This is a genomic window from Massilia varians (genome assembly GCF_027923905.1).
Lineage (GTDB): Bacteria > Pseudomonadota > Gammaproteobacteria > Burkholderiales > Burkholderiaceae_D > Telluria > Telluria varians_B.
Map to the genome: position 1 here is coordinate 1,346,613 of NZ_AP026966.1, position 23,092 is coordinate 1,369,704.

Here is a 23,092-nt window from a genome sequence, read left to right on the forward strand (position 1 = left end):
GTTCCCATGCGGGTGTGGACGGTGGAAGCGATAAGGGGAGAAACAACTGCCATGTCGAGCTTGGCCGGGAGGCCTGGGTCATTGTACGAAGCCTGGCAGTCTAGCCGAAAATGTTTCGCTAAGAAATTAGCCGGAGATGTATACCAAAGAGCGCCGCGCCTTCGCGCCGCGCCTTCGCCGCATTTCGCGCCGCTCCCGCGCATCTCGCGCCGCCGGCCGGCCATGTCGTCGCAAACCCGCCGGCGCACTACCGGCCTTGATAAGGTGGCGTGCATCGACCACCACCCGAAAGCCCATCATGCTGCAGCAGATCCTCATCAAGACCCCCCTGTATGTCTGGGCGATCCTCGCCTTCCTGGTGTATCGCGGCATGCTGGCCGCGCGCGAGCGCGACATCGCGCTCATCCGGATGGCGATCGTTCCGGTGCTGATGCTGGTGCTGGCGCTGCACGCCATCGCCACCCAGTTCGGCATGGGGAGCGTGGCCATGCCGGCATGGCTGCTCGGTGCGGCTGTCCTGACGCTGCAGCGCCTGGCGTTCGGCCATAGCGGCGTCATTGCGGGCGCCGGCGCGGGGAGGGTGCGCCTGCGCGGCAGCTGGACGCCGCTGGCCCTGATGCTGGCCGTATTTTCGATCAAGTACGTGCTGGCGATCGTGCTGGCGATCCGGCCGGAGATGGTCGGGCAGGCGCTCTTCGCGGCCACGGCATGCGGCCTCCTCGGCCTGTGCAACGGCTACTTCCTGGGCCAGCTGGCGCGCGATATCGTCTCGGCCCGCCATATGCCGGTGCTCAAGGCGCATCTGGGCTGAAGCGTGAGATTCCGGGAGTTTACGAGCATGCGGCAAATGGCATGATCTGCCGCATGCAAACGAACGATGGACGGGGATGAAGAAGACTAAGCCTGGCTACTGGTTCGCGGCCAAGCCGCGCGGACACGGATGGGGATGGGGGGCGCCGCTGACCTGGCAGGGTTGGCTGGTCCTGCTGGGTTTCATCATGCTCCTGATCGTGGGATCGGTCATGGTCCTGCCTTACGGCACCGGCATCTTCCTGGCCTACGTCGCCATCCTCGGCGCGCTGCTGGTCTATATCTGTGCGAAAAAGGGGGAGCCGCCGGGATCCTAGAACCCGATCCGCCCCTTGCCCGGTGTCGGCTTGATCCGGATATCCTCCACGCTGACGCGTTCGCGTCCGGCCGCCACCGCATGGCCCAGGCCATCGAGCAGGGTCTTGCGCAGGTCGCGCGGCGAGACGTTCACCAGCCGGTCCAGCACCACGTCGCCCAAGCGCGGATCGAAGGCCGCCAGGTTCAGCTCGTCCAGCAGCCCGGCGTACATGCGCTGGGCGATGCCGGCTGCCTGCTCGGGCGTCGGGGTCGGCACTTCATAGACCGCCATGCGGTTGAGCAGCGGGTGGGGGATGCCTTCGACCGAGTTGGCGGTCAGCACCCAGAAGATCCGCGAAGCGTCGATCTCGACGTCGATGAATTCGTCGCGGAAGCTGCTGGCCGTTTCCGGTTCCAGCAGCTGGTACAGGGCGGCGAGCGGATCGGATTGCGAGGAGCCGCTCGCCTTTTCCACTTCGTCCAGCACGATCACCGGGTTGGCGTACTGCCCGCGCACCAGGCGCTCGGCCACCTTGCCGCACTTGGCGCCGCGCCAGCTGGCCGAACTGCCGGTGATGACGAAGCCGGCCGACAGCGCATTCATGCTGATCAGCTCGCACTCGGTCTGCATGACCCGGGCCAGGCGCCGGGCGAAGTGGGTCTTGCCCACGCCGGGACCGCCCAGCAGCAGGATCGGCATGACATTGACGCCGCGGTCGCCCGCATGCGCCAGGGCCAGGTAACGCGCCAGGTCGTCCAGGACTTCCTCGAAGTTGGGGCATTCCTCGAACAGGGGATCGAGGGCATCGATCGATGAGGGTTTGGTGACGAAGCGCTCGGCCCCGGTTTCCAGCATGCGCTCGTAGAAGGCGTCGAGTTCCGGGGAGCGGCCGCGGCTGCGGTCGAGCGCTTCCTGGACTTCGATCAGGTCGTAGACCGCGCAGGTACGGGCAAGTGTAATGCTCACGGTATTTCTCCAGCTTGACCCGCTCACCCAGGCTCTGCCATCCAGCCGAGCGGGCCGTCGCCGGATGGGTCTTCGCCATGTCCCGATCCTAACGCTTCCAGCCGAGCACCGCCAATCTTCCACCATCAATTCTGTGCGGCAATTTTGTTTCCACAGAAAAATAAAACGTCAAGACATGAGATTAGTCAAACGGAAAGCTTGTCATGACAACTGAGGTCCAACCTTCATGTTGTTTCCTAAGTGACTGATTTAGGAGACATTTTAGCTTGGCGCTACCGCAATGGATGCGCCTAAGTCCTTGGTTTCATTAGACAAATTAGGATTTGCCAAGCGTGAATTCGCTTGACCACCAACATTGATTCCAATAAAGTGGGAAACAGTGTGAAAAAGTGTCGATTTGTGGGGGATTTTCAGAACCCCGAGCGGCCAAAAAATTCTAAATTGATAATTCTCCAAGCTAGGTAAATACGTGTTCCAGGGCGCGTCAGCGATCAATCTCGATGCTAAAGGAAGGATGTCGATTCCGGCAAAGCATCGTGACGCCCTTGCGGTCCAGTGCGAGGGCCGGATGACGTTGACGAAGCATCCGCACGGCTGCCTGCTGTTCTTCCCGCGCCCGGTGTGGGAGCAGCATCGCGAGCAGATCGCGGCCTGGCCGATGTCGGCCCGGGCATGGCAGCGCATTTTCCTTGGTAACGCGTGCGATGTCGAGTTGGACAGTGCAGGCCGGGTACTGATTTCGCCCGAGCTGCGCGCCGCGGTGGGTTTGGAGAAAGAAGTCATGATGTTGGGCATGGGCACCCATTTCGAAATCTGGGATGCCGCCAAGCTTGCCGAAAGCGAAGCCGAAGCTGTTGCCGGCGGCATGCCCGATGTCCTTTCCAATTTCTCCTTCTGAGGTACCGATGACGGAAACAAACACGGTGCCTGGAGCTTTTCAGCATCGCACGGTGCTGCTGGATGAAGCAGTCGATGCGCTCGACCTGACCGGCGAGCGCATCAACGGTACTTATATAGATGGCACCTTCGGCCGTGGGGGGCATAGCCGGCTGATCCTGTCCCGACTGGGCCCGCAGGGCCGCCTGGTCGCCTTCGACAAGGATCCGCAGGCGATTGCCACCGCGGAGCAAGTGCAGGACCCCCGTTTCACGATCGTGCACGACAGTTTTGCCACGATGATCGACGCGCTTGCCGCGCGCGGCATCAGCCAGGTGGACGGCATCTTGCTGGACCTTGGTATTTCGTCGCCCCAGGTGGACGACGCCTCCCGCGGATTCAGTTTCCGCCAGGATGGACCGCTCGACATGCGCATGGATACCACGCGCGGGATGTCGGCGGCCGAATGGCTGGCCACCGCGACGGAACAACAACTGGAAAAGGTTATTCGGGATTATGGAGAAGAACGGTTTGCTTTCCAGATTGCAAAGGCGATTGTTGCTCGCCGCGCAATCGAGCCAATTTCGACCACACGAGAGCTTGCCGCAATCGTGGCAAACGCGGTCAAGACTCGCGAAAAGGGCAAAGATCCGGCAACCCGGACCTTTCAGGCTGTCCGGATTTTCATCAATAAAGAGCTTGAAGACCTCGAAGCAGGTCTGAGCGCCGCCTATGCGGTGCTGGCGCCGGGGGCGCGCATGTCCGTGATCAGCTTCCACTCGCTGGAAGACCGCATGGTCAAGCAGTTCCTCGCGTCCAAGGCCAAGGTGGAGCAGCCGGATCGCCGGCTGCCGATCCGCGCCGTCGACCTGCCGCAGCCCTTGATGAAACTGATCACCAAGACCAAGCCGTCCGACCTCGAGGTCGAGGCCAACCCGCGCGCCCGCTCGGCGGTATTGCGCGTGGCCGAGCGCCTGGGCAATCGTCGGGAAGGCGCTGCATGAGCGTCAAGCTGAACATCGTGCTGACGGCGGCCGTGGTCGGCTGCGCGCTGTCGGTGGTGAACGCGCGCTACCAGTCGCGCCACCTCCTGATCGAACTCGAACGCCTGAACCAGCATTCGCGCCAGCTCGAGATCGACTGGGCCCAGCTCCAGCTCGACCAGTCCACGCTCGGCAAGAACGAGCGCATCGAGCAGATCGCGCGCAGCAGCCTGAACATGTCGCCGCTCACCCCGGCCCGTACCCAGTACCTGACGGAAGGGGCGAAATGAGCCGCACCGAACGTCGCAATACGTCGCGGGTGGCCGCTTCCAAGGGTGTGGCCTTCTCGAAGAGCCCGGTCCTGGCGGTGAACGTGCCCAACTGGCGCTCGCGCCTGGTGCTGTTCGTGCTGTTCGCGGCCTTCGCCGCGCTGGCCGTGCGCGCGCTCTGGCTGCAGGGCGTGTCCACCCAGTTCCTGCAAAAGCAGGGCAAGAGCCGCTACGAGCGCCTGGTCGAGCTGCCGGCCGCGCGCGGCAAGATCATGGACCGCAACGGCCAGGTGCTGGCCTCCTCGCTGCCGGTGAAGGGCGTGGCCGCCTTCCCGAAGGAAGTGCTGAACGCGCCCGCCGACAAGCTGGCCGAACTGGCGCGCCTGCTCGACATGCCGCTCGCCGACGTGCGCGCCAAGCTCGATCCGAAGCGCAGCTATGTCTACCTTAAGCGCCAGGTCGAGATGGACAAGGTCGAGCAGATCGAGAAGCTCAAGATCGACGGCATCGACACCCGCAAGGAATACAAGCGCTATTACCCGCAGGGCGAAGTGATGACCCACATGGTGGGCTTCACCAACGTCGAGGACCGCGGCCAGGAAGGCATGGAACTGTTCCACCAGAAGGCCTTGATGGGCGTGCCGGGCAGCCGCCGCGTCATCCGCGACCGCCTCGGCCACATCGCCGAAGACCTGGGCATGTTCCGCGAGCCGCACCATGGCAAGGACCTGACCCTGTCGGTCGACAGCAAGCTGCAGTACATCGCCTTCACCAGCGTGAAGAACGCGGTCGAGAAGTTCAACGCCCAGGCCGGCGGCGCCGTGGTGCTCGACGTGCACACCGGCGAAGTGCTGGCCATGGCCAACTACCCGACCTACAACCCGAACGACCGCTCCGGCCTGACCGGCGCCCAGCTGCGCAACCGCGTCATCACCGACACCTTCGAGCCGGGTTCGACCCTCAAGCCGGTGACGGTGGCGCTGGGCCTGGAAAAGAAGAAGATCACGCCCGACACCGTGTTCGATACCTCGGGCGGGCGCATCGTCGTGGGCGGCCGCCCGATCCGCGACATGCACCCGAAGGACGCCCTGACGGTCAGCGGCATCATCCAGAAGTCCTCGAACGTCGGCACCGTCAAGATCGCCCAGCTGCTCGAGCCGAAGGACATGTGGGAGCTGTACACCAAGCTCGGCTACGGCCAGGCGCCGCGCTTCGGCTTCCCGGGCGCCGTCGCCGGCCGCGTGCGTCCATGGAAGTCCTGGAAGCCGATCGAATACGCCAACATGTCCTTCGGCCACGGCCTGTCGGTGTCGCTGCTGCAGCTGGCGCGTTCCTACATGGTGTTCGCGCGCGACGGCGACATCATCCCGCTGTCCTTCCTGAAAGTCACCGAAGAGCCGGTCGGCCAGCAGGTGATCACGCCCGAGACCGCGGCCAAGGTGCGCACCATGCTGGAATCCGTCGTCGAGCCGGGCGGCACCGCGACGCGGGCCCGGGTGGCCGGCTACCGCGTGGGCGGCAAGACCGGCACCGCCGAGAAGATCGTCAACGGCCGCTACTCGAAGACCGACAACATCGGCTACTTCGTCGGCATCGCGCCGATGTCCAAGCCGCGCTTCGTCATCGCGGTCATGATCGACAACCCGCGCGGGGCCCTGAGAACCGGGGGCAGCGTCGCGGCGCCGACCGCCGCGGACCTGGCCTCGAATGCCTTGCGGGCGGCGAACGTGCCGCCCGACTCATCGATCACCGACATCATCATTCCGGACGAACCGGTAGAGGAGGATTTGTGATGGCGATGAGCCTGAACGACATCTGCCAGTGGATTCGCGCCGCTGCTCCAGGCGGCCGACTCGTTTCCGACTCCCGCCGCGTGGCGCAGGGAGACGTGTTCTTCGCCTATCCGGGCGAAGCATCGGACGGACGCAGCTACATCGCCGCGGCGCTTGCCGCCGGCGCGGCCGCCGTCGTCTACGAAGAAGAAGGCTACAGCTGGGATGCAGCGCACGCCGTCCCGCAGCTCGGCGTGGCCGGGCTGAAGAAGCAGCTGGGCCCGATCGCCCACGGCGTGCTGCGGCATCCGGACGCCGCCATGTTCACGGTCGGCGTCACCGGCACCAACGGCAAGACCTCGTGCGCCGTGTGGCTGGGGCAGGCGCTGGCGCGCCTGGGCGAGACCGCCGCCGTGGTCGGCACCCTGGGCGTTGGCGTCGTGAAGAAGGGCGCGGAACCGCAATTCGACGCCACCGGCTACACCACGCCGGACGCCGTGCTGCTGGCCCAGACCCTGGCCGAGCTGCGCGACCAGGAAGTCGGCGCGCTGGCGATCGAAATCTCGTCCATCGGCCTGGTGCAGGAGCGCGCCGCCGGCATGCATTTCGACGTCGCCGTCTTCACCAACCTGACCCGCGACCACCTCGACTTCCACGGCACGATGGAAGACTACGAGACCGCCAAGCGCAAGCTGTTCGAGTGGAACGGCTTGAAGAACGCGGTCGTCAACCTGGACGACCCGGCCGGCCTGCGCCTGGTGGCGCACCTGCGTGAGCACTTCGCGGCGCTGCCAGTGACCGGCTACACGCTTAGGAGCGAGGCCGAGCAACCCGCCATCGAAGGCGTCGGCATCCTGCGCGCCTCCAACATCCGCAGCCGCCACGCGGGCACCGACTTCACGGTCGACAGCCCGGCCGGCAATTCCGCAGTGAAGACCCGGCTGGTCGGCCACTTCAACGTCAGCAATGCGCTGGCGGTGCTGGGCGCGCTGCTGGCCAAGGGCGTGCCGCTCAAATGCGCGGTGGACGCCATCGAAGCCCTGGCGCCGGCCCCGGGCCGCATGCAGCAGATCGGCGGCCAGGATGCGCCGATGGTCGTGATCGACTACGCCCATACCCCGGACGCGCTGGAAAAGACGCTGCAAGCCCTGCGCCAGGTGGCCGAGGAGCGCGGCGGCGAACTGTGGTGCGTGTTCGGCTGCGGCGGCGACCGCGACCCGGGCAAGCGCCCGCAGATGGGCGCCGTGGCGCAGGCCGCCGACCATATTCTGGTCACCAGCGACAACCCGCGCAGCGAGGAGCCGGCCAGCATCATCGCCCAGGTCGTCGCCGGCATCGAGAAGCGCGATGACAATTCCTTCCAGGCCGTGGAAGACCGCGCCACCGCGATCCTGCTGGCCGTGAAGAACGCCGGCAAGCAGGACGTGATCCTGCTAGCAGGGAAGGGCCATGAGCCCTACCAGGAAATCAAGGGCAAGAAGTTCCCCTTCTCCGATGCCGACCACGCCGCGCTGGCATTGACCGCGCGGCTCACCATGATGAGGCCCCACTGATGCGCGGCACGCTTGCACAACTGGTGGCCGCGATCCCGGGCGCACGTCTCGTGGGCGGTGACGCCGCCTTCGAGGGCGTGTCCACCGACAGCCGCACGGCGCCCGCCGGCGCGCTGTTCGTCGCCCTCAAGGGCGAGACCTTCGATGCGCACCGCTTCCTCGGCCAGGTCGGCGAGCGCGGCGTGGCTGCGGTGGTCGTGCATGCGCTGCCGGAAGGCTGGACCCTGCCGGCGATCGTGGTGCCGGATACCCTGGCGGCCCTGGGCCGCATCGCCCATTCCTGGCGCGCGCAGCATGCCATTCCGGTGATCGGCGTGACCGGCTCGAACGGCAAGACCACGGTCAAGGAAATGATCGCGGCTATCCTGGCCGCCGCCGTCGGCGAGGACGCGCGCCTGGCGACCCAGGGCAACCTGAACAACGAGATCGGCGTGCCGCTGACCCTGTTCCGCCTGGGAGCGGGGCATCGGGCGGCCGTGATCGAGATGGGCATGAACCATCCGGGCGAGATCGCGCGCCTGGCCGCCATCGCCGCGCCTACCGTGGCGATGGTGAACAACGCCCAGCGCGAGCACCAGGAATTCATGCACACCGTGGAAGCGGTGGCGCGCGAGAACGGCTCGGTGCTGCAGGCGCTGCCGAGCGACGGCGTCGCGGTGTTCCCGGGCGACGATGCGTACACCGAACTGTGGCGCGGCCTGGCACCGTGCCCGGTGTTGACTTTCGGCCTGAGCGAGGCATGCGACGTGCGCGCGAGCTACACCTCGACCGGTTTCGGCAACGCCCTGCAGGTCGAGGCGCGCGGCCGGCAGTTCGCGCTGAACCTGGCCGCCGCGGGCGAGCACAACGTGCGCAATGCGCTGGCCGCGATCGCCAGCACGCTGGCGGCGGGCATCCCGGTCGAGGCCATCGTGCGCGGCCTGGAAGGCTTCGCTCCGGTCGGCGGCCGCCTGCAGCGCAAGCAGGCCGCTAGTGGCGCGACCGTCATCGACGACACCTACAACGCCAACCCGGACTCGATGCGCGCCGCGATCGACGTGCTGGCGGCGTATGACGCCCCGCGCATCCTGGTGGTGGGCGACATGGGTGAAGTCGGCACGCAGGGTAAGGAGTTTCACGAAGAAGTCGGTGCTTACGCTCAGGCGCGTGGCATCGAACACGTGCTCGCCACTGGCGAACTGGCCCGTCACATGACGGCGTCGGGAGCACGGCATTACGAGCAGTTCGACGAATTATTGGCAGCACTGGATTCAACACTGGGCGGCAATAGGAAAGCGACTGTGCTGGTGAAGGGCTCGCGCTTCATGAAGATGGAGCGCGCGGTCCAGCACCTGACCGGATCAACTATGAGTAAGGACGCCCACTGACATGCTTCTCTGGCTAGCCCAATATTTTCAGGACTACATCGGTCCGCTGCGCGTGTTCAACTACATCACGTTCCGCGCGGTCTTCGCGACCATCACCGCGATCGCCATCGGCCTGGTCTGCGGACCGGCCGTGATCCGCAAGCTGACCGCCATGAAGGTCGGCCAGGCGGTGCGCACCTATGGCCCGCAGACCCACCTGGCCAAGCACGGCACCCCGACCATGGGCGGCGTGCTGGTGCTGATCTCGATCGGCATCTCGACCCTGCTGTGGTGCGACCTGTCGAACCGCCTGATCTGGCCGGTGCTGGTCGTGACCATGGGCTTCGGCGCCGTCGGCTGGGTCGACGACTACCGCAAGGTGGTCTACAAGGACCCGGAAGGCATGCGTTCGGGCGAAAAATACTTCTGGATGTCGCTGATCGGCATCGCCTCGGCCCTGTACCTGGCGTTCTCGGTCTCGGCCGCCAACCCGTGGGAAGTGCTGCAGCTGTTCTATGCCTGGGTGCAGTCGGGCTTCTCGATGACCCTGCCGCCCAAGGCCGACCTGATCGTCCCGTTCTTCAAGTCGATCAGCTACCCGCTGGGCGTGTGGGGCTTCATCGCGCTGACCTACTGCGTCATCGTGGGTTCCTCGAACGCGGTCAATTTCACCGACGGCCTGGACGGCCTGGCGATCATGCCGACCGTGATGGTCGGCGCCGCGCTGGGCCTGTTCGCCTACCTCACCGGCAGCGTGACCTATGCGAAATACCTGTTCATCCCCTATATCCCGGGCGCCGGCGAACTCCTGATCTTCTGCGGTGCGATGGCGGGCGCGGGCCTGGCCTTCCTCTGGTATAACGCGCATCCGGCGCAGATGTTCATGGGCGACGTCGGCGCGCTGGCGCTGGGCGGCGCGCTCGGCACCATCGCCGTCATCGTGCGCCAGGAAATCGTGCTGTTCATCATGGGCGGCGTGTTCGTGGCCGAAACCCTGTCGGTGATCATCCAGGTCACCTGGTTCAAGTACACCAAGAAGCGCTACGGCGCCGGCCGCCGCGTGTTCCTGATGGCGCCGCTGCACCACCATTTCGAACAAAAGGGTTGGAAGGAGACCAAGGTCGTGGTCCGCTTCTGGATCGTGACGATGATGCTGGTCCTGGTCGGCCTGTCCACCTTAAAACTGCGCTGAAGCTACGCTAAAGAATGAACTACGAAGGCAAATCCGCACTGGTGCTGGGCCTGGGTGAATCCGGGCTGGCGATGGCGCAATGGCTGGCACGTTGCGGCGCGCGCGTGCGCGTGGCCGACACGCGCACCGAGCCGCAGCGCCTGTTCGCCCTGCGCCAGGCGGTGCCGAACGCGGAATTCGTCGCCGGAGAATTCGGCGAGACCCTGCTGGGCGGCATGGACTTCGTGGCCGTCAGCCCGGGCCTGGCGCCGCAGCGCGAACTCGCGCAGCTGGCGCCGGCCGCGCGTGCCCGCGGCATCCCGCTGTGGGGCGAGATCGAACTGTTCGCGCAGGCGCTCGCACACCTGCGATTAGCGCGTGCGTACACCCCGAAAGTCATCGCCATCACCGGCACCAACGGCAAGACCACGGTGACCAGCCTGACCGGCCTGCTGTGCCGCCGCGCCGGCCTGTCGACCCGCGTGGCCGGCAACATCAGCCCGGCGGCGCTCGACGTGCTGCGCGAATGCCTGGACGGTGACGACCTGCCGCAGGCCTGGGTGCTCGAGCTGTCGAGCTTCCAGCTGCATACCACCTTCAGCCTGCAGGCCGATGCGGCCACGGTGCTGAACCTGACCCAGGACCACCTCGACTGGCATGGCAGCATGGACGCCTATGCCGCGGACAAGGCGCGCATTTTCGGCGCCGATACCGTGCGCGTGCTGAACCGCAACGACGCCATCGTGATGCGCATGCAGGCGGTCGACACGCCGGCCACGACCTTCGGTACCGACGAACCGTCGGATCCGAACAGCTTCGGCCTGGTCAACGAACGCGGCGTGCTGTGGCTCGCCAATGCCGTCGCGCTCGACGACGAACCGCCGAGAAAGCTGAAGAAGGGCGAAGTTGCCCCGCCGCTGGAAGTGAGCGTGAACCGCCTGATGCCGGCCGACGCGCTCAAGATCCGCGGCCTGCACAATGCCGCGAACGCGCTGGCCGCGCTGGCCCTGTGCCGCGCCTGCGGCCTGCCGCTGGCCCCGCTGCTGCACGGCCTGCGCGAATATGCGGGCGAACCGCACCGCGTGGAACTGGTCGCGCATATCGACGGCGTCGATTTCTACGACGACAGCAAGGGCACCAACGTGGGCGCCACCGTCGCCGCGCTGGAAGGCCTGGGCAAGGCCTTCGCCGGCGACGACCAGCAGATCGTCCTGATCGCCGGCGGCGACGGCAAGGGCCAGGATTTCGCTCCTCTCGCCGGCCCAAGCTCGCGTTATGTGCGCGCCGTGCTCCTGATCGGCCGCGATGCCCCGAGCGTGCGCGCGGCGATCGAGCCGACCGGCGTGCCGGTCTTCGATCTGCCCGGCCTGCCGGAAGCGGTGCGCCGCGCCGCCGGCCTGGCGCGCCCGGGCGATAGCGTGCTGCTGTCGCCGGCCTGCGCCAGCCTCGACATGTTCACCAACTACGCGCACCGCGCCCAGGTCTTCGTCGACGCCGTGCGCGAGATCGCGCTGGAGAAGGGGCAGGAGATCTGATGGCTTTCCAGATTCCTTTCAAGTTCTCCGGATCGAGCAGCGACGCGGCCATCGAGGCGCGCAGCCGCCCGTCGAAGATGATGGACTACGACCAGCCGCTGGTCTGGGTCACCGTGCTGCTCATGATGTTCGGCCTGGTGATGGTGTATTCGGCCTCGATCGCGCTGCCGGATTCGCCCAAGTTCGCCTACCTGAACGACAAGAACGAATATTTCCTGTACCGCCAGATGATGTACATCATCGTCTCGATGGTCGCCGCGGCCGTGGTGTTCCAGGTGCCGGTGGCGGTGTGGCAGAAGTGGGCGCCGATGATGTTCATCGGAACCCTGTTCCTGCTGGTGATCGTGCTGATCCCGGGCATCGGCGTGTCCGTCAACGGCGCGCGCCGCTGGTTGCCGCTGAAGGTCATGCAGCTGCAGCCGTCCGAGATCATGAAGATCGCGGTGGTGCTGTACGCGGCCGACTTCACGGTGCGCAAGCAGGAATACATGCACAAGCTGACCAAGGGCTTCCTGCCGATGATGGTCGCGATCGGCCTGGTGGGCGGCCTGCTGCTGATGGAGCCGGACCTGGGCGCCTTCGGCGTGATCGTCTGCATCGCGATGGGCATCCTGTTCCTGGGCGGGATCAACATCGTCTGGTTCGGCGGCATCGGCGCGCTGCTGGTCCTGATTTTCAGCGCGATCATCGCGCTGTCGCCGTTCCGCCGCGCCCGCATGTTCGCCTACCTCGACCCGTGGGCCGACGGCCATGCGCTGGACAAGGCCTACCAGCTGACGCACTCCTTGATCGCCTTCGGGCGCGGCGAGTTCTTCGGCGTCGGCCTGGGTAGCAGCGTCGAGAAGCTGTTCTACCTGCCGGAAGCGCACACCGACTTCATCATGGCCGTGATCGGCGAAGAACTCGGCCTGGTCGGCGTGCTGACCGTGATCGCGATGTTCTACTGGCTGGTCAAGCGCGCCTTCGACATCGGCCGCCAGGCCATCGCCCTCGACCAGATCTTCGCCGGCCTGGTCGCCAAGGGTGTCGGGATCTGGATCGGCGCCCAGACCTTCATCAACATGGGCGTCAACCTCGGCCTGCTGCCGACCAAGGGCCTGACCCTGCCCTTGATGAGCTTTGGCGGCTCGGGCGTGATGTTCAACTGCATCGGCCTGGCCATCCTCCTGCGGGTCGACTACGAGAACCGCGTGCGCATGCGGGGAGGGCGCACATGAGTACGCAAATGAAGAAACGCCTGATGATCATGGCCGCCGGCACCGGCGGCCACATCTTCCCCGGCATCGCGATCGCGCAGACCATGCGCGCGCGCGGCTGGGAAGTGTCGTGGCTGGGCACCGCCCATGGCATGGAAACCGAGCTGGTGCCGAAGGCCGGCATCCCGATGGACAGCATCGACTTCGCCGGCATGCGCGGCAAGGGCCTGGGCCACACCATCAAGGGCGCCTTCAAGATGCTGGGCGCCTTCGCCGCCTGCCGCCGCTACCTTGGCCAACGCAAACCCCATGTGGTGCTGGGCATGGGCGGCTACGTCACGGTGCCGGGCGGGATGATGGCGAAGACGCGCAACATTCCGCTGGCCCTGGTGAATGCCGATGCGGCGCTCCTGCTGTCGAACAAGACGCTGGCCCCGATTGCCAGCCGGGTGCTGTTCGGCTTCCCGGCCGATTTCGGCGCGGCGGCCGGCAAGGCGGTGGTCACCGGCAATCCGGTGCGCCCGCAGATCCTCGACCTGCCGCTGCCCGCCCAGCGTTTCGCCGGCCGCAGCGGCCCGCTGCGCGTGCTGGTGGTGGGCGGCAGCCTGGGCGCGAAGGTGCTGAACGACAGCGTGCCGGCCGCGCTGGAGAGAATCGACCCGGCAACGCGCCCGATCGTGACCCACCAGTCGGGCAAGAAGAACATCGACGCGCTGCGCGCCGCCTACGCGGCCGCCGGCGTGCAAGCCAACGTGGTCGACTTCATCGACGACATGGCAGGGAGCTACGCGAACGCCGACCTGGTGATCTGCCGCGCCGGCGCGATCACCGTGTCGGAACTGACGGCCGCCGGCGTGGCCAGCGTGCTGGTGCCGTTTGTCGCGAGCACCACCAGCCACCAGCGCGACAACGCGATCTGGATGCACGAACAGAAGGCGGCGGTGCACCTGCCGCAGGGCGAACTGAATCCGCAGCGGCTGGCAAGCCTGCTGCAAACGACAACGCGCGCCGACTGCCTGGCAATGGCGCAGGCGGCGCACAAAGTGGGCAAGCGCGACGCCAATGAGGCAATCGCACAAGAACTGGAAAGATTGGCAGGCGCATGAAGCACAAGATCAAGAACATCCATTTCGTCGGCATCGGCGGCAGCGGCATGAGCGGCATCGCCGAAGTGCTGCTCAACCTCGGCTACAACGTGTCGGGCTCCGACCTGGCGAGCAATGCCGCCAGCCAGCGCCTGGCCGAACTGGGCGCCCGCGTGTACACCGGCCATTCGAGCGAGCACGTGGCGGGCGCCAACGTGGTCGTGACCTCGACCGCCGTCATTGACACCAATCCCGAAGTGGTGGCGGCGCGCGCCGCCAAGGTGCCGGTGGTGCCGCGCGCGATCATGCTCGGCGAACTGATGCGCCTGAAGCGCGGCATCGCGATTGCCGGCACCCATGGCAAGACCACCACCACCAGCCTGGTGGCCTCGGTGCTGGCCGAAGGCGGCCTGGACCCTACTTTTGTCATCGGCGGGCGCCTGACCGCGGCCGGCGCCAACGCCAAGCTCGGTTCGGGCGACTACATCGTGGCCGAGGCCGACGAGTCGGACGCCTCCTTCCTGAACCTGACGCCGATGATCGAGGTGATCACCAACATCGACGCCGACCACATGGAGACCTACGAGCACGACTTCGAGAAGCTGAAGGCCGCGTTCGTGAACTTCACCCACCGCCTGCCGTTCTACGGCCGCGTGATGATGTGCATCGACGACCCGCACGTGCGCGCCATCCTGCCGCAGGTGACCAAGCCGGTGACCACCTACGGCTTCTCGGAAGATGCCGAAGTGCGCGCCCTCGATGCCCACGCCGAGGGCGTGCAGATGCACTTCACGGTGCGCCAGCAGGGCTACCCGGATACGAAATTCGTGCTGAACCAGCCCGGCATGCACAACGTGCTCAACGCCTGCTCGGCGGTCGCGATCGCACGCGAGATCGGCATCGACGACGCCTCGACCAACCTGGGGCTGCAGAATTTCAGCGGCGTCGGCCGCCGCTTCACCCGCTATGGCGAGGTCAGCCTGCCCGGCGGCGGCAGCTTCACCCTGGTGGACGACTTCGGCCACCATCCGGTCGAGACCGAGGTGACCCTGGCCGCGGCGCGCGCCGCCTATCCGGGCCGGCGCCTGGTGCTGGCCTTCCAGCCGCACCGCTACAGCCGCACGCGCGACCTGTTCGAGGACTTCGTGAAAGTGCTGGCGACCCCGGACGTGCTGCTGCTGGCCGACGTCTACGCCGCTGGCGAAGCGCCGATCGTGGCCGCCGACGGCCGCGCCCTGGCGCGCGCGCTGCGCACCGGCGGCAAGCTGGAACCGATTTTCGTGGAGGCGATCGCCGACATGCCCGCCGCCATCCTGAACGTGGCGCGCGACGGCGACGTCGTCCTCACCATGGGCGCCGGCTCGATCAGCGGCGTCCCGCATCAACTGACCACTGCAAAGGCATAACATCGTGAATGCGACCGTGAACGCAACCACTCCCATCATCGACCCGGCAGCCTTCGGCAAGGTCGGCGTGCTGTTCGGCGGCCGCTCCACCGAGCGCGAGGTCTCGATCATGTCGGGCACCGGCGTCCTGAACGCCCTGACATCGCGCGGCGTCGATGCCCACCCCTTCGATCCGGGCACCCAGAGTCTGGCCGAGCTGGCGGAGCAGAAATTCGACCGCGTCTTCATCGCGCTGCACGGCCGCTACGGCGAGGACGGCAGCCTGCAGGGCGCGCTCGAGCAGCTCGGCATCCCCTACACCGGCAGCGGCGTGATGGCATCGAGCGTCGGCATGGACAAGATCACCACCAAGAAGATCTGGAAGATGGACGAGATCCCGACGCCGGACTACATGGCGATCGATCCGTCCACCGACCTCGACGAAGTCCTGGTCGCGCTCGGCCTGCCGATGATCGTCAAGCCGCCGCTCGAAGGCTCGACCATCGGCATCACCAAGGTGAACAAGGCCGACGAGCTGAAGGCCGCGGTCGAGCTGGCGATGGGCTTCGATCCGGTGGTGCTGGCCGAGGAATTCGTCACCGGCCGCGAGTTCACCGTGGCCGTGCTGGGCACCGGCAAGAGCGCGCGCGCCCTGCCGATCGTCGAGATCGTGGCCCCGGAAGGCAACTACGACTACCAGAACAAGTACTTCACCGACGACACCCGATACCACTGCCCGGCGCAGCTGGATGCGGCCCTGACCGAAGAGATCCAGCGCCACGCCGTGAACGCCTACCGCGCGCTCGGCTGCGAGGGCTGGGGCCGGATCGACGTGCTGGTGCGCAAGGAAGACATGCGTCCCTTCCTGTTGGAAGTGAATACCTCGCCGGGCATGACCTCGCACTCGCTGGTGCCGATGGCCGCACGCGCGGTGGGCATCGGCTACGAGGACCTGTGCCTGGAAATCCTGGCGTCCGCGCGCCTGAAGATGCCGAAGCAGGCAAAGGAATAAGAAGCAATGTGGCATGACGTCCGCGCCCTCAACGCAACCGCCAGCAGCCTGGTGGCGCTGGTGGTGCTCGCCTGTATCGGGTCCGGTGTATGGTGGCTGTCGCAGCTGCCCATGTTCTCGCTGCGCGCGGTGACGGTGGAAAGCATGTACCAGCTGCCGCTGCGCCACGTGAACGAGCTCACCGTGCGCAATGGCGTGGTCGGCAAGATCCGCGGCAACTTCTTCACCACCGACCTGGAAGGCGTGCGGGCCACGTTCGAATCCGTGCCCTGGGTGCGCCGCGCCACGGTACGCCGCGAGTGGCCGGACCAGCTGGTGGTCGAGGTGGAAGAGCACGAGGCGCTCGGCACCTGGGGCGAAGATGGCCGCCTGCTGTCGGTCAAGGGCGACGTGTTTACCGCCAACCTGGCCGAGGCCGACGACGACCACGAGCTGCCGGCCTTCACCGGTCCGAAAGGCAGCGAGAAGGAAGTGCTGGCCCGCTTCACCGAGCTGCGCTCGCTGTTCGCGCCGGTGCAACTGGCGCCGATGGCGCTGTCGCTGTCCGACCGGTATGCCTGGACCGTCAAGCTGGACAACGGCATGAGCGTGGCTCTGGGCCGCGAGCAGGACAAGGACACCTTGAAGAAGCGCGTGCAGCGGCTGGTGGGCGTCTACCCGCAGCTGGTCGCGCGGCTGCAGGAAGGGCGCATCGACACCATCGACATGCGCTATCCGAACGGCCTGGCGCTGTCCTCGGCGGCGCTGGCGGTGCCGGACGACGTTACCAAGCCGGTGAAGCCGGCAAAGAAAAAACCGAATCAACCCAACAAAACAACCAAGCAAACATAAGCAGGCAACAGCAATGACTAAAGACGCGAAGAACCTGATCGTCGGCCTCGACATCGGCACCTCGAAGGTGGTGGCGGTCGTGGCCGAAGTGATGTCCGACGGACGCCACGAGGTGATCGGCCTCGGTCAGCACGAGTCGAAAGGATTGAAGAAGGGCGTGGTCGTGAACATCGAGGCCACCGTCGAGTCGATCCAGCGCGCGCTCGAGGAAGCGGAGCTGATGGCCGATTGCAAGATCCGCAACGTCTATGCTGGCATCGCCGGCAGCCATATCCGTTCGTTCAATTCGAGCGGCATGGTTGCGATCAAGGACAAGGAAGTCACCGCCACCGACGTGGCGCGCGTGATCGAGACCGCCAAGGCGGTCAACATCCCGACCGACCAGCAGCTGCTGCACACGGTGCCGCAGGAATTCATCGTCGACAACCAGGAAGACGTGCGCGAGCCGATCGGCATGAGCGGCATCCGCCTGGAAGTGCGCGTGCACATCGTCACCGGTGCGGTGTCCGCGGTCCAGAATATTGTAAAGTGCGTGCGCCGTTGCGGACTCGAGGTCTCGGACCTGATCCTGCAGCCGATGGCGTCGGCCGACGCCGTGCTCACCACCGACGAGAAGGAACTGGGCGTGGTCCTGATCGACATCGGCGGCGGCACCACCGACATCGCCGTGTTCTCCGACGGCGCGATCCGCCATACCGCGGTGCTGCCGATCGCCGGCGACCAGATCACCAGCGACATCGCGATGGCCCTGCGCACGCCGACCGGCGAAGCCGAGGACATCAAGATCCGCTACGGCGTGGCCAAGCAGGTGCTGGCCGACCCGGGCGAGACGCTCGAAGTGCCGGGGCTGGGCGACCGCGGGCCGCGCGCCCTGTCGCGCCAGGCGCTGGCGGCCGTGATCGAACCGCGCGTCGAAGAACTGTTCGCGATGGTGCACACGGTGGTGCGCGAGTCGGGCTACGAGGGCGTGCTCTCGTCGGGCATCGTGCTCACCGGCGGCAGTTCGATCATGCCGGGCATGATCGAGATGGCCGAGGACATCTTCCTCAAACCGGCGCGCCTCGGCACGCCGGATTACCGCGGCCAGTTGGCCGACGTCGTGCGCAGCCCACGCTACGCCACGGTGCTCGGCCTGCTGCTGGAAGCGAAGAAGCAGTACCTGCGCGGACACATCGTCACGCGTCAGGATGGTTCGGTGAAGGCAGTGTGGCAGCGAATGAAGGAATGGATAGCGGGGAACTTCTAAAGGCGGGAACAGGATTAACAGTCGGGCAAGGCGTTAAATTTTTCAGTACGTCAGCAACAAAGCGTTCACGGGTCAAGATTTTTTAAATACAATCGCTACTTCCGGTTTTCAAGGCTCTGCCAGGGGCCTGGCTCCAGCCTTGAAACGGAAGCGGCAACTTAAAAATTGGGAGTTCGATATGGAGTTCGATATGGTCGATAACGCAGCACTGGGAACCGTTATCAAAGTTGTCGGCGTCGGCGGCGCTGGCGGCAACGCGGTTCAGCACATGATCAACAAGGGTGTGTCCGGTGTCGAGTTCATCGCCGCAAACACGGATGCGCAGGCACTTGCCGCGTCGAGCGCAAACAACATCATCCAGATCGGCGAGACCGGCCTGGGCGCGGGCATGCGTCCGGAAGTGGGCCGCCAGCTCGCCGAGCAGTCGCGTTCGCGCATCGAAGATGCGCTGCGCGGCGCGCACATGGTCTTCATCGCTGCCGGCATGGGCGGCGGCACCGGCACCGGCGCCGCGCCGATCGTCGCCGAAGTGGCCAAGACCATGGGTGCACTGACCGTTGCCGTGGTCTCCAAGCCGTTCTCCTACGAAGGCGACAAGTGCATGCAGGTCGCTGAAGCCGGCCTGGAAGAGCTGACCAAGCACGTCGACTCCCTGATCGTCATCCTGAACGAGAAGCTGGAAGACATCTACGAAGACGAGTCGATGCTCGACTGGATGAAGCACGCCGACGACGTCCTGAACAACGCCGTCGCCGGTATCGCCGAGATCATCAACGTGCCGGGCCACATCAACGTCGACTTCAACGACGTGAAGACCATCATGAGCGAGCAGGGCAAGGCCATGATGGGCACCGCGACCGCCGCGGGCGTGGACCGTGCGCGCATCGCCGCCGAGCAGGCCGTGGCTTCGCCGCTGCTGGACGGCATCGACCTGTCGGGCGCCAAGGGCGTGCTGGTCAACGTGACCGCAAGCCGTGGCCTGAAGGGCAAGGAGATCAAGGAAGTCATGGCCGCCGTGCGCGCCTTCGCCGCACCGGATGCCTCGATCGCACAGGGCATCGCCTACGACGACGCCATGGGCGACGAGCTGCGCGTGACCGTGGTCGCGACCGGCCTGGGCAAGAACAAGAAGATGCAGCTGGTGCAGCCGCAGCAGATGCTCAAGACCGGCACCTACAACGCCCCGGTGATGGCTGGCGCCTCGACCGTGGCCGGCGGCCTGACCATGGGCCACGCGGGCGGCGACGCCATGGGCGGCATGAAGCAGCCGGCCGTGTGGCGCCGCGAGCAGGCGTCCGAGCAGGTGCAGGCGATGCAGCGCAACGGCGTCGAGACCTACGACATCCCGGCCTTCCTGCGCAAGCAGGCTGACTGATTCAGGATGACTGAATGAAGAAGGGCCAGCGACATGCTGGCCCTTTTTGTATTTGTAGGGTGGGCGGGTCTCCCGCCCAGGCGGTCAGCCATCTTCAGCACTGACGCGACTAATCATTCTTCGCGTATCACCGCGTGGGCGGCAAGCCGCCCACCCTACAACCCCCTTTCTGCAGACTCAGTCAACATCGGCGATAATTGCCAGATTCTCAAAACTGAAGGAGCACACCCCATGACCATCCAGATCGGCGACCGCCTGCCGGAAGGCACCCTGTCGGAATTCATCGAAACCGAAACCGCCGGCTGCTCGCTGGGTCCAAACACGTTCCAGGTCGCTGATCTGGCCAAGGGCAAGAAGATCGTGATCTTCGGCCTGCCGGGCGCCTTTACCCCGACCTGCTCGGCCCAGCACGTGCCTGGCTACGTCAAGCATGCCGATGATTTGCGCGCCAAGGGTGTCGACGAAATCTGGTGCATCTCGGTCAACGACGCCTTCGTGATGGGCGCCTGGGGCCGCGACCAGAAGGCCACCGGCATCGTGCGCATGATGGCCGACGGTAACGGCGACTACTCGAAGGCCCTGGGTCTGGACGCCGACTTCTCGAAGCACGGCATGGGCACCCGCTGCAAGCGCTACTCGATGCTGGTCGAAGACGGCGTCGTCAAGGCGCTGAACGTCGAAACCGCCGGCTTCGAAGTCTCGAGCGCCGAAAAGATGCTGGAACAACTGGGCTGATCGGCCGCACTCCTGCAAACGGCGCCGCGGCGCCGTTTTTTTGTCCTTGAACCGTTTGATCGCCATGCCCCTGAAACGACCCGCCGGCAACCTCTACAGCATCTACGCGATGGTGCTGGCCGTGTTCATGTTCGCGCTGATGGATACGGTGATGAAAGTGCTGTCCCAGACCTATCCGGCGATCCAGGTGGCCGCGTTGCGCTCGCTCACCTCGCTGCCGCTGATCGCCGTCTACGTTGGCATCAAGGTCGGCTACGGCGACATCTTCCGCATCCGCTGGCCGCTGCATATCCTGCGCGCGGTGCTCGGCATCGCCATGCTCAGCTTCTTCGCCTTCGGCATCCGCAAGCTCTCGCTGGCCGAGGCCTATACGATCTTCTTCATCGCCCCGGCAATCATCACCGCGCTCTCGGTCTGGTTTTTGAAAGAGCGCGTCGACCTGGCGCGCTGGATCGCCATCGGGGTGGGACTGTGCGGCGTGCTGGTGGTGCTGCGCCCGAGCGGCGCCGGCTTTCTCACCATCGGCGGCCTGGCTGTGCTGGGCGCGGCCGCGATGTACGCGGTCTCGGCGATCACGGTCGGCATCCTGGCCAGGACCGACCGCAGCGAGCACATGGTGTTCTGGCTGATGCTCATGATGTCGATCGGCGCCGGCCTGCTGGCGGCGCCGGGGTGGGTTGGCATGCGGATGAGCGACATTCCGCTGTTGCTGGGCCTGGCCCTGAGCGGCTTCATCGGCCAGCTGGCCATCACCGAAGCCTTTGCCCGGGGCGATGCCTCGAGCGTGGCGCCCTTCGAATACACGGCCCTGGCCTGGGCGGTCGGCCTTGACTGGCTGCTGTGGCAGACCCTGCCGGACGGCTGGACGGTGGTGGGCGCGGCAATCATCATCGGCAGCGGTATGTATCTGATTCGCCACGAAAAAGTCCACGTGGAGTCGGATCATCCGTAAGGACGGCATGCCCTCAGCGGGCCAATAAACGCTGGGCTATAATCGTCGGATGCTGAAACAACGAACCATCAAACAGGTCGTCCGCACCACCGGTGTCGGCGTCCATTCCGGCACCAAGGTCGAACTGACCCTGCGTCCGGCGCCGCCGGGCGCCGGCATCACCTTCCGCCGCGTCGACTACGATCCCATCGTCGCCATCCCGAGCGCGGCCGACGTGGTCGGCGAGACCCGCATGGCCACCGTCCTGATCCGGGACGGGGCGCGCGTCTCCACCGTCGAGCACCTGATGTCGGCCTGCGCGGGCCTGGGCATCGACAACCTGACCGTGGACGTGACGGCCGAGGAGATCCCGATCATGGACGGTTCGGCGGCTTCCTTCGTGTTCCTGCTGCAGCAGGCCGGCCTGGAAGAGCAGGACGCGCCGAAGCGCTTCATCCGCGTGCTCAAGGACGTCGAGATCCGCCAGGGCAGCGGCAACAACGAGAAGTGGGCGCGCCTGTCGCCGTATGACGGCTTCAAGCTCGACTTCTTCATCGAATTCAACCACCCGGCCGTGGACGGCACCATGCAGCGCGCCTCGGTGGATTTCGGCGACGTCTCCTACGTGCACGACGTGGCGCGCGCGCGCACCTTCGGCTTCATGCAGGACGTGGAAACCCTGCGCGGCATGGGCCTGGCGCGCGGCGGTTCGCTGGAAAACGCGATCGTGATGGACGAGTACCGCATCCTGAATGCGGACGGACTGCGCTACGAGGACGAGTTTGTGCGCCACAAGATCCTGGACGCGATCGGCGACCTGTATATCGTCGGCCACCCGCTGCTGGCCAGCTACACGGCCCATAAGTCGGGCCATGCGCTCAACAACGAGCTGCTGCGCAAACTGCTGGCGACCCCGGATGCCTACGAATGGGTGGAGTTCGATTCGCTGAGCGAGGCGCCGCCTTCCTACCTGCGGCAGATGACGCGGGAGTGGGCGCAGATGTGATGCGCCCGCAACACCTTCATGGCTTGCCTGAAGGTGTTGTTAGAAGCGCTACATTACTTGCGCTTCTCGGCCAGCCTGCGCAAGGCCGCCACCAGATCCTTGTTCTGGTTGGTGTCTTCCAGCGACTCGGCCAGTTCCTCGAATGCCTGCACCGCCGTCTTCGGCAACTCCAGGGTGCGCATCTGCGGCTTTTGGTCCGGCATGGCGCGTCCCACCTGCACCTTCAGCCGGACCGATTCCACCGCCCAGCCGCGCTGCGCCAGCGCCGACTGCAGCTTGGGCAGCATCTGCTTCATCCTCGCCGCAACGGCCGAACTCGGCACAGCCAGCACCAGCGCCCCGTCCTGGAACGAGATCACGTCGGTATTGCCGGCCATGACCGGCAGGATGGCGGCGCAGTCGGACTGCAGGCGCGCCATCCGCATTGCGGCGGGCAGGAGGCTGGCCATGCGGTCGTCCTTGCGCAGGAAGTCCGTCGCGACGATCGAGGTCTGCCGGTTCTTGGTACCGTAGATATGCACTGATAAAAAAGGGACAGGGAAAAGGGCCGGAAAGAGCGGATTCGCTATGCCCCGCAACATACCATATTCGCCGCCCGTGCGCGGACGGAAGGCCCCGGGAACGTGGTTCCAGGTCCACGTGCAGTGCAATTTGATAACATTCTGCTGTTGAGCAGCCTTGTTATCCGACCCAATGTCCCCAAGTGTGGCC

The 23,092-nt window shown here is 65.7% G+C and carries 22 protein-coding genes; 20 read left to right on the forward strand and 2 right to left on the reverse strand.

The genetic code is table 11. From position 1 onward, the window contains the following. Nucleotides 1–136 precede the first annotated feature (136 nt). Nucleotides 137–811: a DUF6622 family protein gene (locus MasN3_RS06265; RefSeq protein ID WP_307730402.1), complete on the forward strand. Its 675-nt coding sequence runs from the start codon at nucleotides 137–139 to the stop codon at nucleotides 809–811. A gap of 76 nt (nucleotides 812–887) precedes the next feature. Next, a complete protein-coding gene (locus tag MasN3_RS06270) occupies nucleotides 888–1,127 on the forward strand; it encodes a hypothetical protein (protein WP_281913071.1) in 240 nt (79 codons plus the stop codon). Here the strand turns inward: MasN3_RS06270 and MasN3_RS06275 are convergent. Beyond that, complete coding sequence (locus tag MasN3_RS06275; RefSeq protein ID WP_281913072.1) at nucleotides 1,124–2,074, reverse strand: AAA family ATPase; 951 nt, start codon at nucleotides 2,072–2,074, stop codon at nucleotides 1,124–1,126. The two genes, MasN3_RS06270 and MasN3_RS06275, sit on opposite strands and share 4 nt — an antisense overlap. A gap of 469 nt (nucleotides 2,075–2,543) precedes the next feature. On the opposite strand from MasN3_RS06275, the gene mraZ reads away from it, so the two are divergent. From mraZ to lpxC, 18 genes are all read left to right on the forward strand, one after another. Next, nucleotides 2,544–2,972: a division/cell wall cluster transcriptional repressor MraZ gene (gene mraZ, locus MasN3_RS06280; protein ID WP_027867878.1), complete on the forward strand. Its 429-nt coding sequence runs from the start codon at nucleotides 2,544–2,546 to the stop codon at nucleotides 2,970–2,972. Then, a complete protein-coding gene (rsmH, locus tag MasN3_RS06285; RefSeq protein ID WP_370662346.1) occupies nucleotides 2,959–3,954 on the forward strand; it encodes a 16S rRNA (cytosine(1402)-N(4))-methyltransferase RsmH in 996 nt (331 codons plus the stop codon). Before mraZ ends, rsmH begins: the two co-directional genes overlap by 14 nt. Continuing rightward, nucleotides 3,951–4,223, forward strand: a complete 273-nt coding sequence (ftsL, locus tag MasN3_RS06290) for a cell division protein FtsL (protein ID WP_281913076.1) — start codon at nucleotides 3,951–3,953, stop codon at nucleotides 4,221–4,223. The genes rsmH and ftsL overlap by 4 nt, the downstream gene beginning before the upstream one ends. Then, entirely contained in the window at nucleotides 4,220–5,995 is a 1,776-nt protein-coding gene (locus MasN3_RS06295; RefSeq protein WP_281913078.1) for a peptidoglycan D,D-transpeptidase FtsI family protein, read from the forward strand. Before ftsL ends, MasN3_RS06295 begins: the two co-directional genes overlap by 4 nt. Then, nucleotides 5,995–7,527 carry a UDP-N-acetylmuramoyl-L-alanyl-D-glutamate--2,6-diaminopimelate ligase gene (locus tag MasN3_RS06300; protein ID WP_281914442.1) on the forward strand — a complete coding sequence of 511 codons (1,533 nt, stop codon included), beginning with the start codon at nucleotides 5,995–5,997 and terminating at the stop codon, nucleotides 7,525–7,527. Before MasN3_RS06295 ends, MasN3_RS06300 begins: the two co-directional genes overlap by 1 nt. Next, nucleotides 7,527–8,894: a UDP-N-acetylmuramoyl-tripeptide--D-alanyl-D-alanine ligase gene (locus tag MasN3_RS06305; RefSeq protein WP_281913079.1), complete on the forward strand. Its 1,368-nt coding sequence runs from the start codon at nucleotides 7,527–7,529 to the stop codon at nucleotides 8,892–8,894. The genes MasN3_RS06300 and MasN3_RS06305 overlap by 1 nt, the downstream gene beginning before the upstream one ends. Nucleotide 8,895: 1 nt before the next feature. After that, nucleotides 8,896–10,065 (forward strand): phospho-N-acetylmuramoyl-pentapeptide-transferase, encoded by a 1,170-nt coding sequence (gene mraY / locus MasN3_RS06310; protein WP_281913080.1) that lies wholly within the window; start codon nucleotides 8,896–8,898, stop codon nucleotides 10,063–10,065. Nucleotides 10,066–10,079: 14 nt separating this feature from the next. Beyond that, a complete protein-coding gene (gene murD, locus MasN3_RS06315) occupies nucleotides 10,080–11,579 on the forward strand; it encodes a UDP-N-acetylmuramoyl-L-alanine--D-glutamate ligase (RefSeq protein ID WP_281913081.1) in 1,500 nt (499 codons plus the stop codon). Then, entirely contained in the window at nucleotides 11,579–12,796 is a 1,218-nt protein-coding gene (gene ftsW, locus MasN3_RS06320) for a putative lipid II flippase FtsW (protein ID WP_281913082.1), read from the forward strand. The genes murD and ftsW overlap by 1 nt, the downstream gene beginning before the upstream one ends. Continuing rightward, a complete protein-coding gene (gene murG / locus MasN3_RS06325; RefSeq protein ID WP_281913083.1) occupies nucleotides 12,793–13,881 on the forward strand; it encodes an undecaprenyldiphospho-muramoylpentapeptide beta-N-acetylglucosaminyltransferase in 1,089 nt (362 codons plus the stop codon). The genes ftsW and murG overlap by 4 nt, the downstream gene beginning before the upstream one ends. Further along, on the forward strand, nucleotides 13,878–15,266 hold the full coding sequence (gene murC / locus MasN3_RS06330; protein ID WP_281913084.1) for a UDP-N-acetylmuramate--L-alanine ligase: 1,389 nt from the start codon (nucleotides 13,878–13,880) through the stop codon (nucleotides 15,264–15,266). Before murG ends, murC begins: the two co-directional genes overlap by 4 nt. 16 nt (nucleotides 15,267–15,282) lie before the next feature. Beyond that, nucleotides 15,283–16,257 carry a D-alanine--D-alanine ligase gene (locus tag MasN3_RS06335; RefSeq protein WP_281913085.1) on the forward strand — a complete coding sequence of 325 codons (975 nt, stop codon included), beginning with the start codon at nucleotides 15,283–15,285 and terminating at the stop codon, nucleotides 16,255–16,257. A gap of 6 nt (nucleotides 16,258–16,263) precedes the next feature. After that, nucleotides 16,264–17,088, forward strand: a complete 825-nt coding sequence (locus tag MasN3_RS06340; protein WP_281913086.1) for a cell division protein FtsQ/DivIB — start codon at nucleotides 16,264–16,266, stop codon at nucleotides 17,086–17,088. A gap of 13 nt (nucleotides 17,089–17,101) precedes the next feature. Further along, a complete protein-coding gene (gene ftsA, locus MasN3_RS06345; protein WP_231059350.1) occupies nucleotides 17,102–18,334 on the forward strand; it encodes a cell division protein FtsA in 1,233 nt (410 codons plus the stop codon). Between the two features lie 178 nt (nucleotides 18,335–18,512). After that, entirely contained in the window at nucleotides 18,513–19,709 is a 1,197-nt protein-coding gene (ftsZ, locus tag MasN3_RS06350; RefSeq protein WP_281913087.1) for a cell division protein FtsZ, read from the forward strand. Between the two features lie 231 nt (nucleotides 19,710–19,940). After that, entirely contained in the window at nucleotides 19,941–20,444 is a 504-nt protein-coding gene (locus MasN3_RS06355) for a peroxiredoxin (RefSeq protein ID WP_281913088.1), read from the forward strand. Nucleotides 20,445–20,508: 64 nt separating this feature from the next. After that, nucleotides 20,509–21,396, forward strand: coding sequence for a DMT family transporter (locus MasN3_RS06360; protein WP_281913089.1), 888 nt, complete (start codon nucleotides 20,509–20,511; stop codon nucleotides 21,394–21,396). Nucleotides 21,397–21,445: 49 nt separating this feature from the next. Further along, nucleotides 21,446–22,381 carry a UDP-3-O-acyl-N-acetylglucosamine deacetylase gene (gene lpxC / locus MasN3_RS06365; RefSeq protein WP_036248233.1) on the forward strand — a complete coding sequence of 312 codons (936 nt, stop codon included), beginning with the start codon at nucleotides 21,446–21,448 and terminating at the stop codon, nucleotides 22,379–22,381. A gap of 53 nt (nucleotides 22,382–22,434) precedes the next feature. Here lpxC and MasN3_RS06370 read toward each other — a convergent pair whose 3' ends face one another. After that, nucleotides 22,435–22,902: a DciA family protein gene (locus MasN3_RS06370; RefSeq protein WP_281913090.1), complete on the reverse strand. Its 468-nt coding sequence runs from the start codon at nucleotides 22,900–22,902 to the stop codon at nucleotides 22,435–22,437. Between the last annotated feature and the right edge of the window lie 190 nt (nucleotides 22,903–23,092).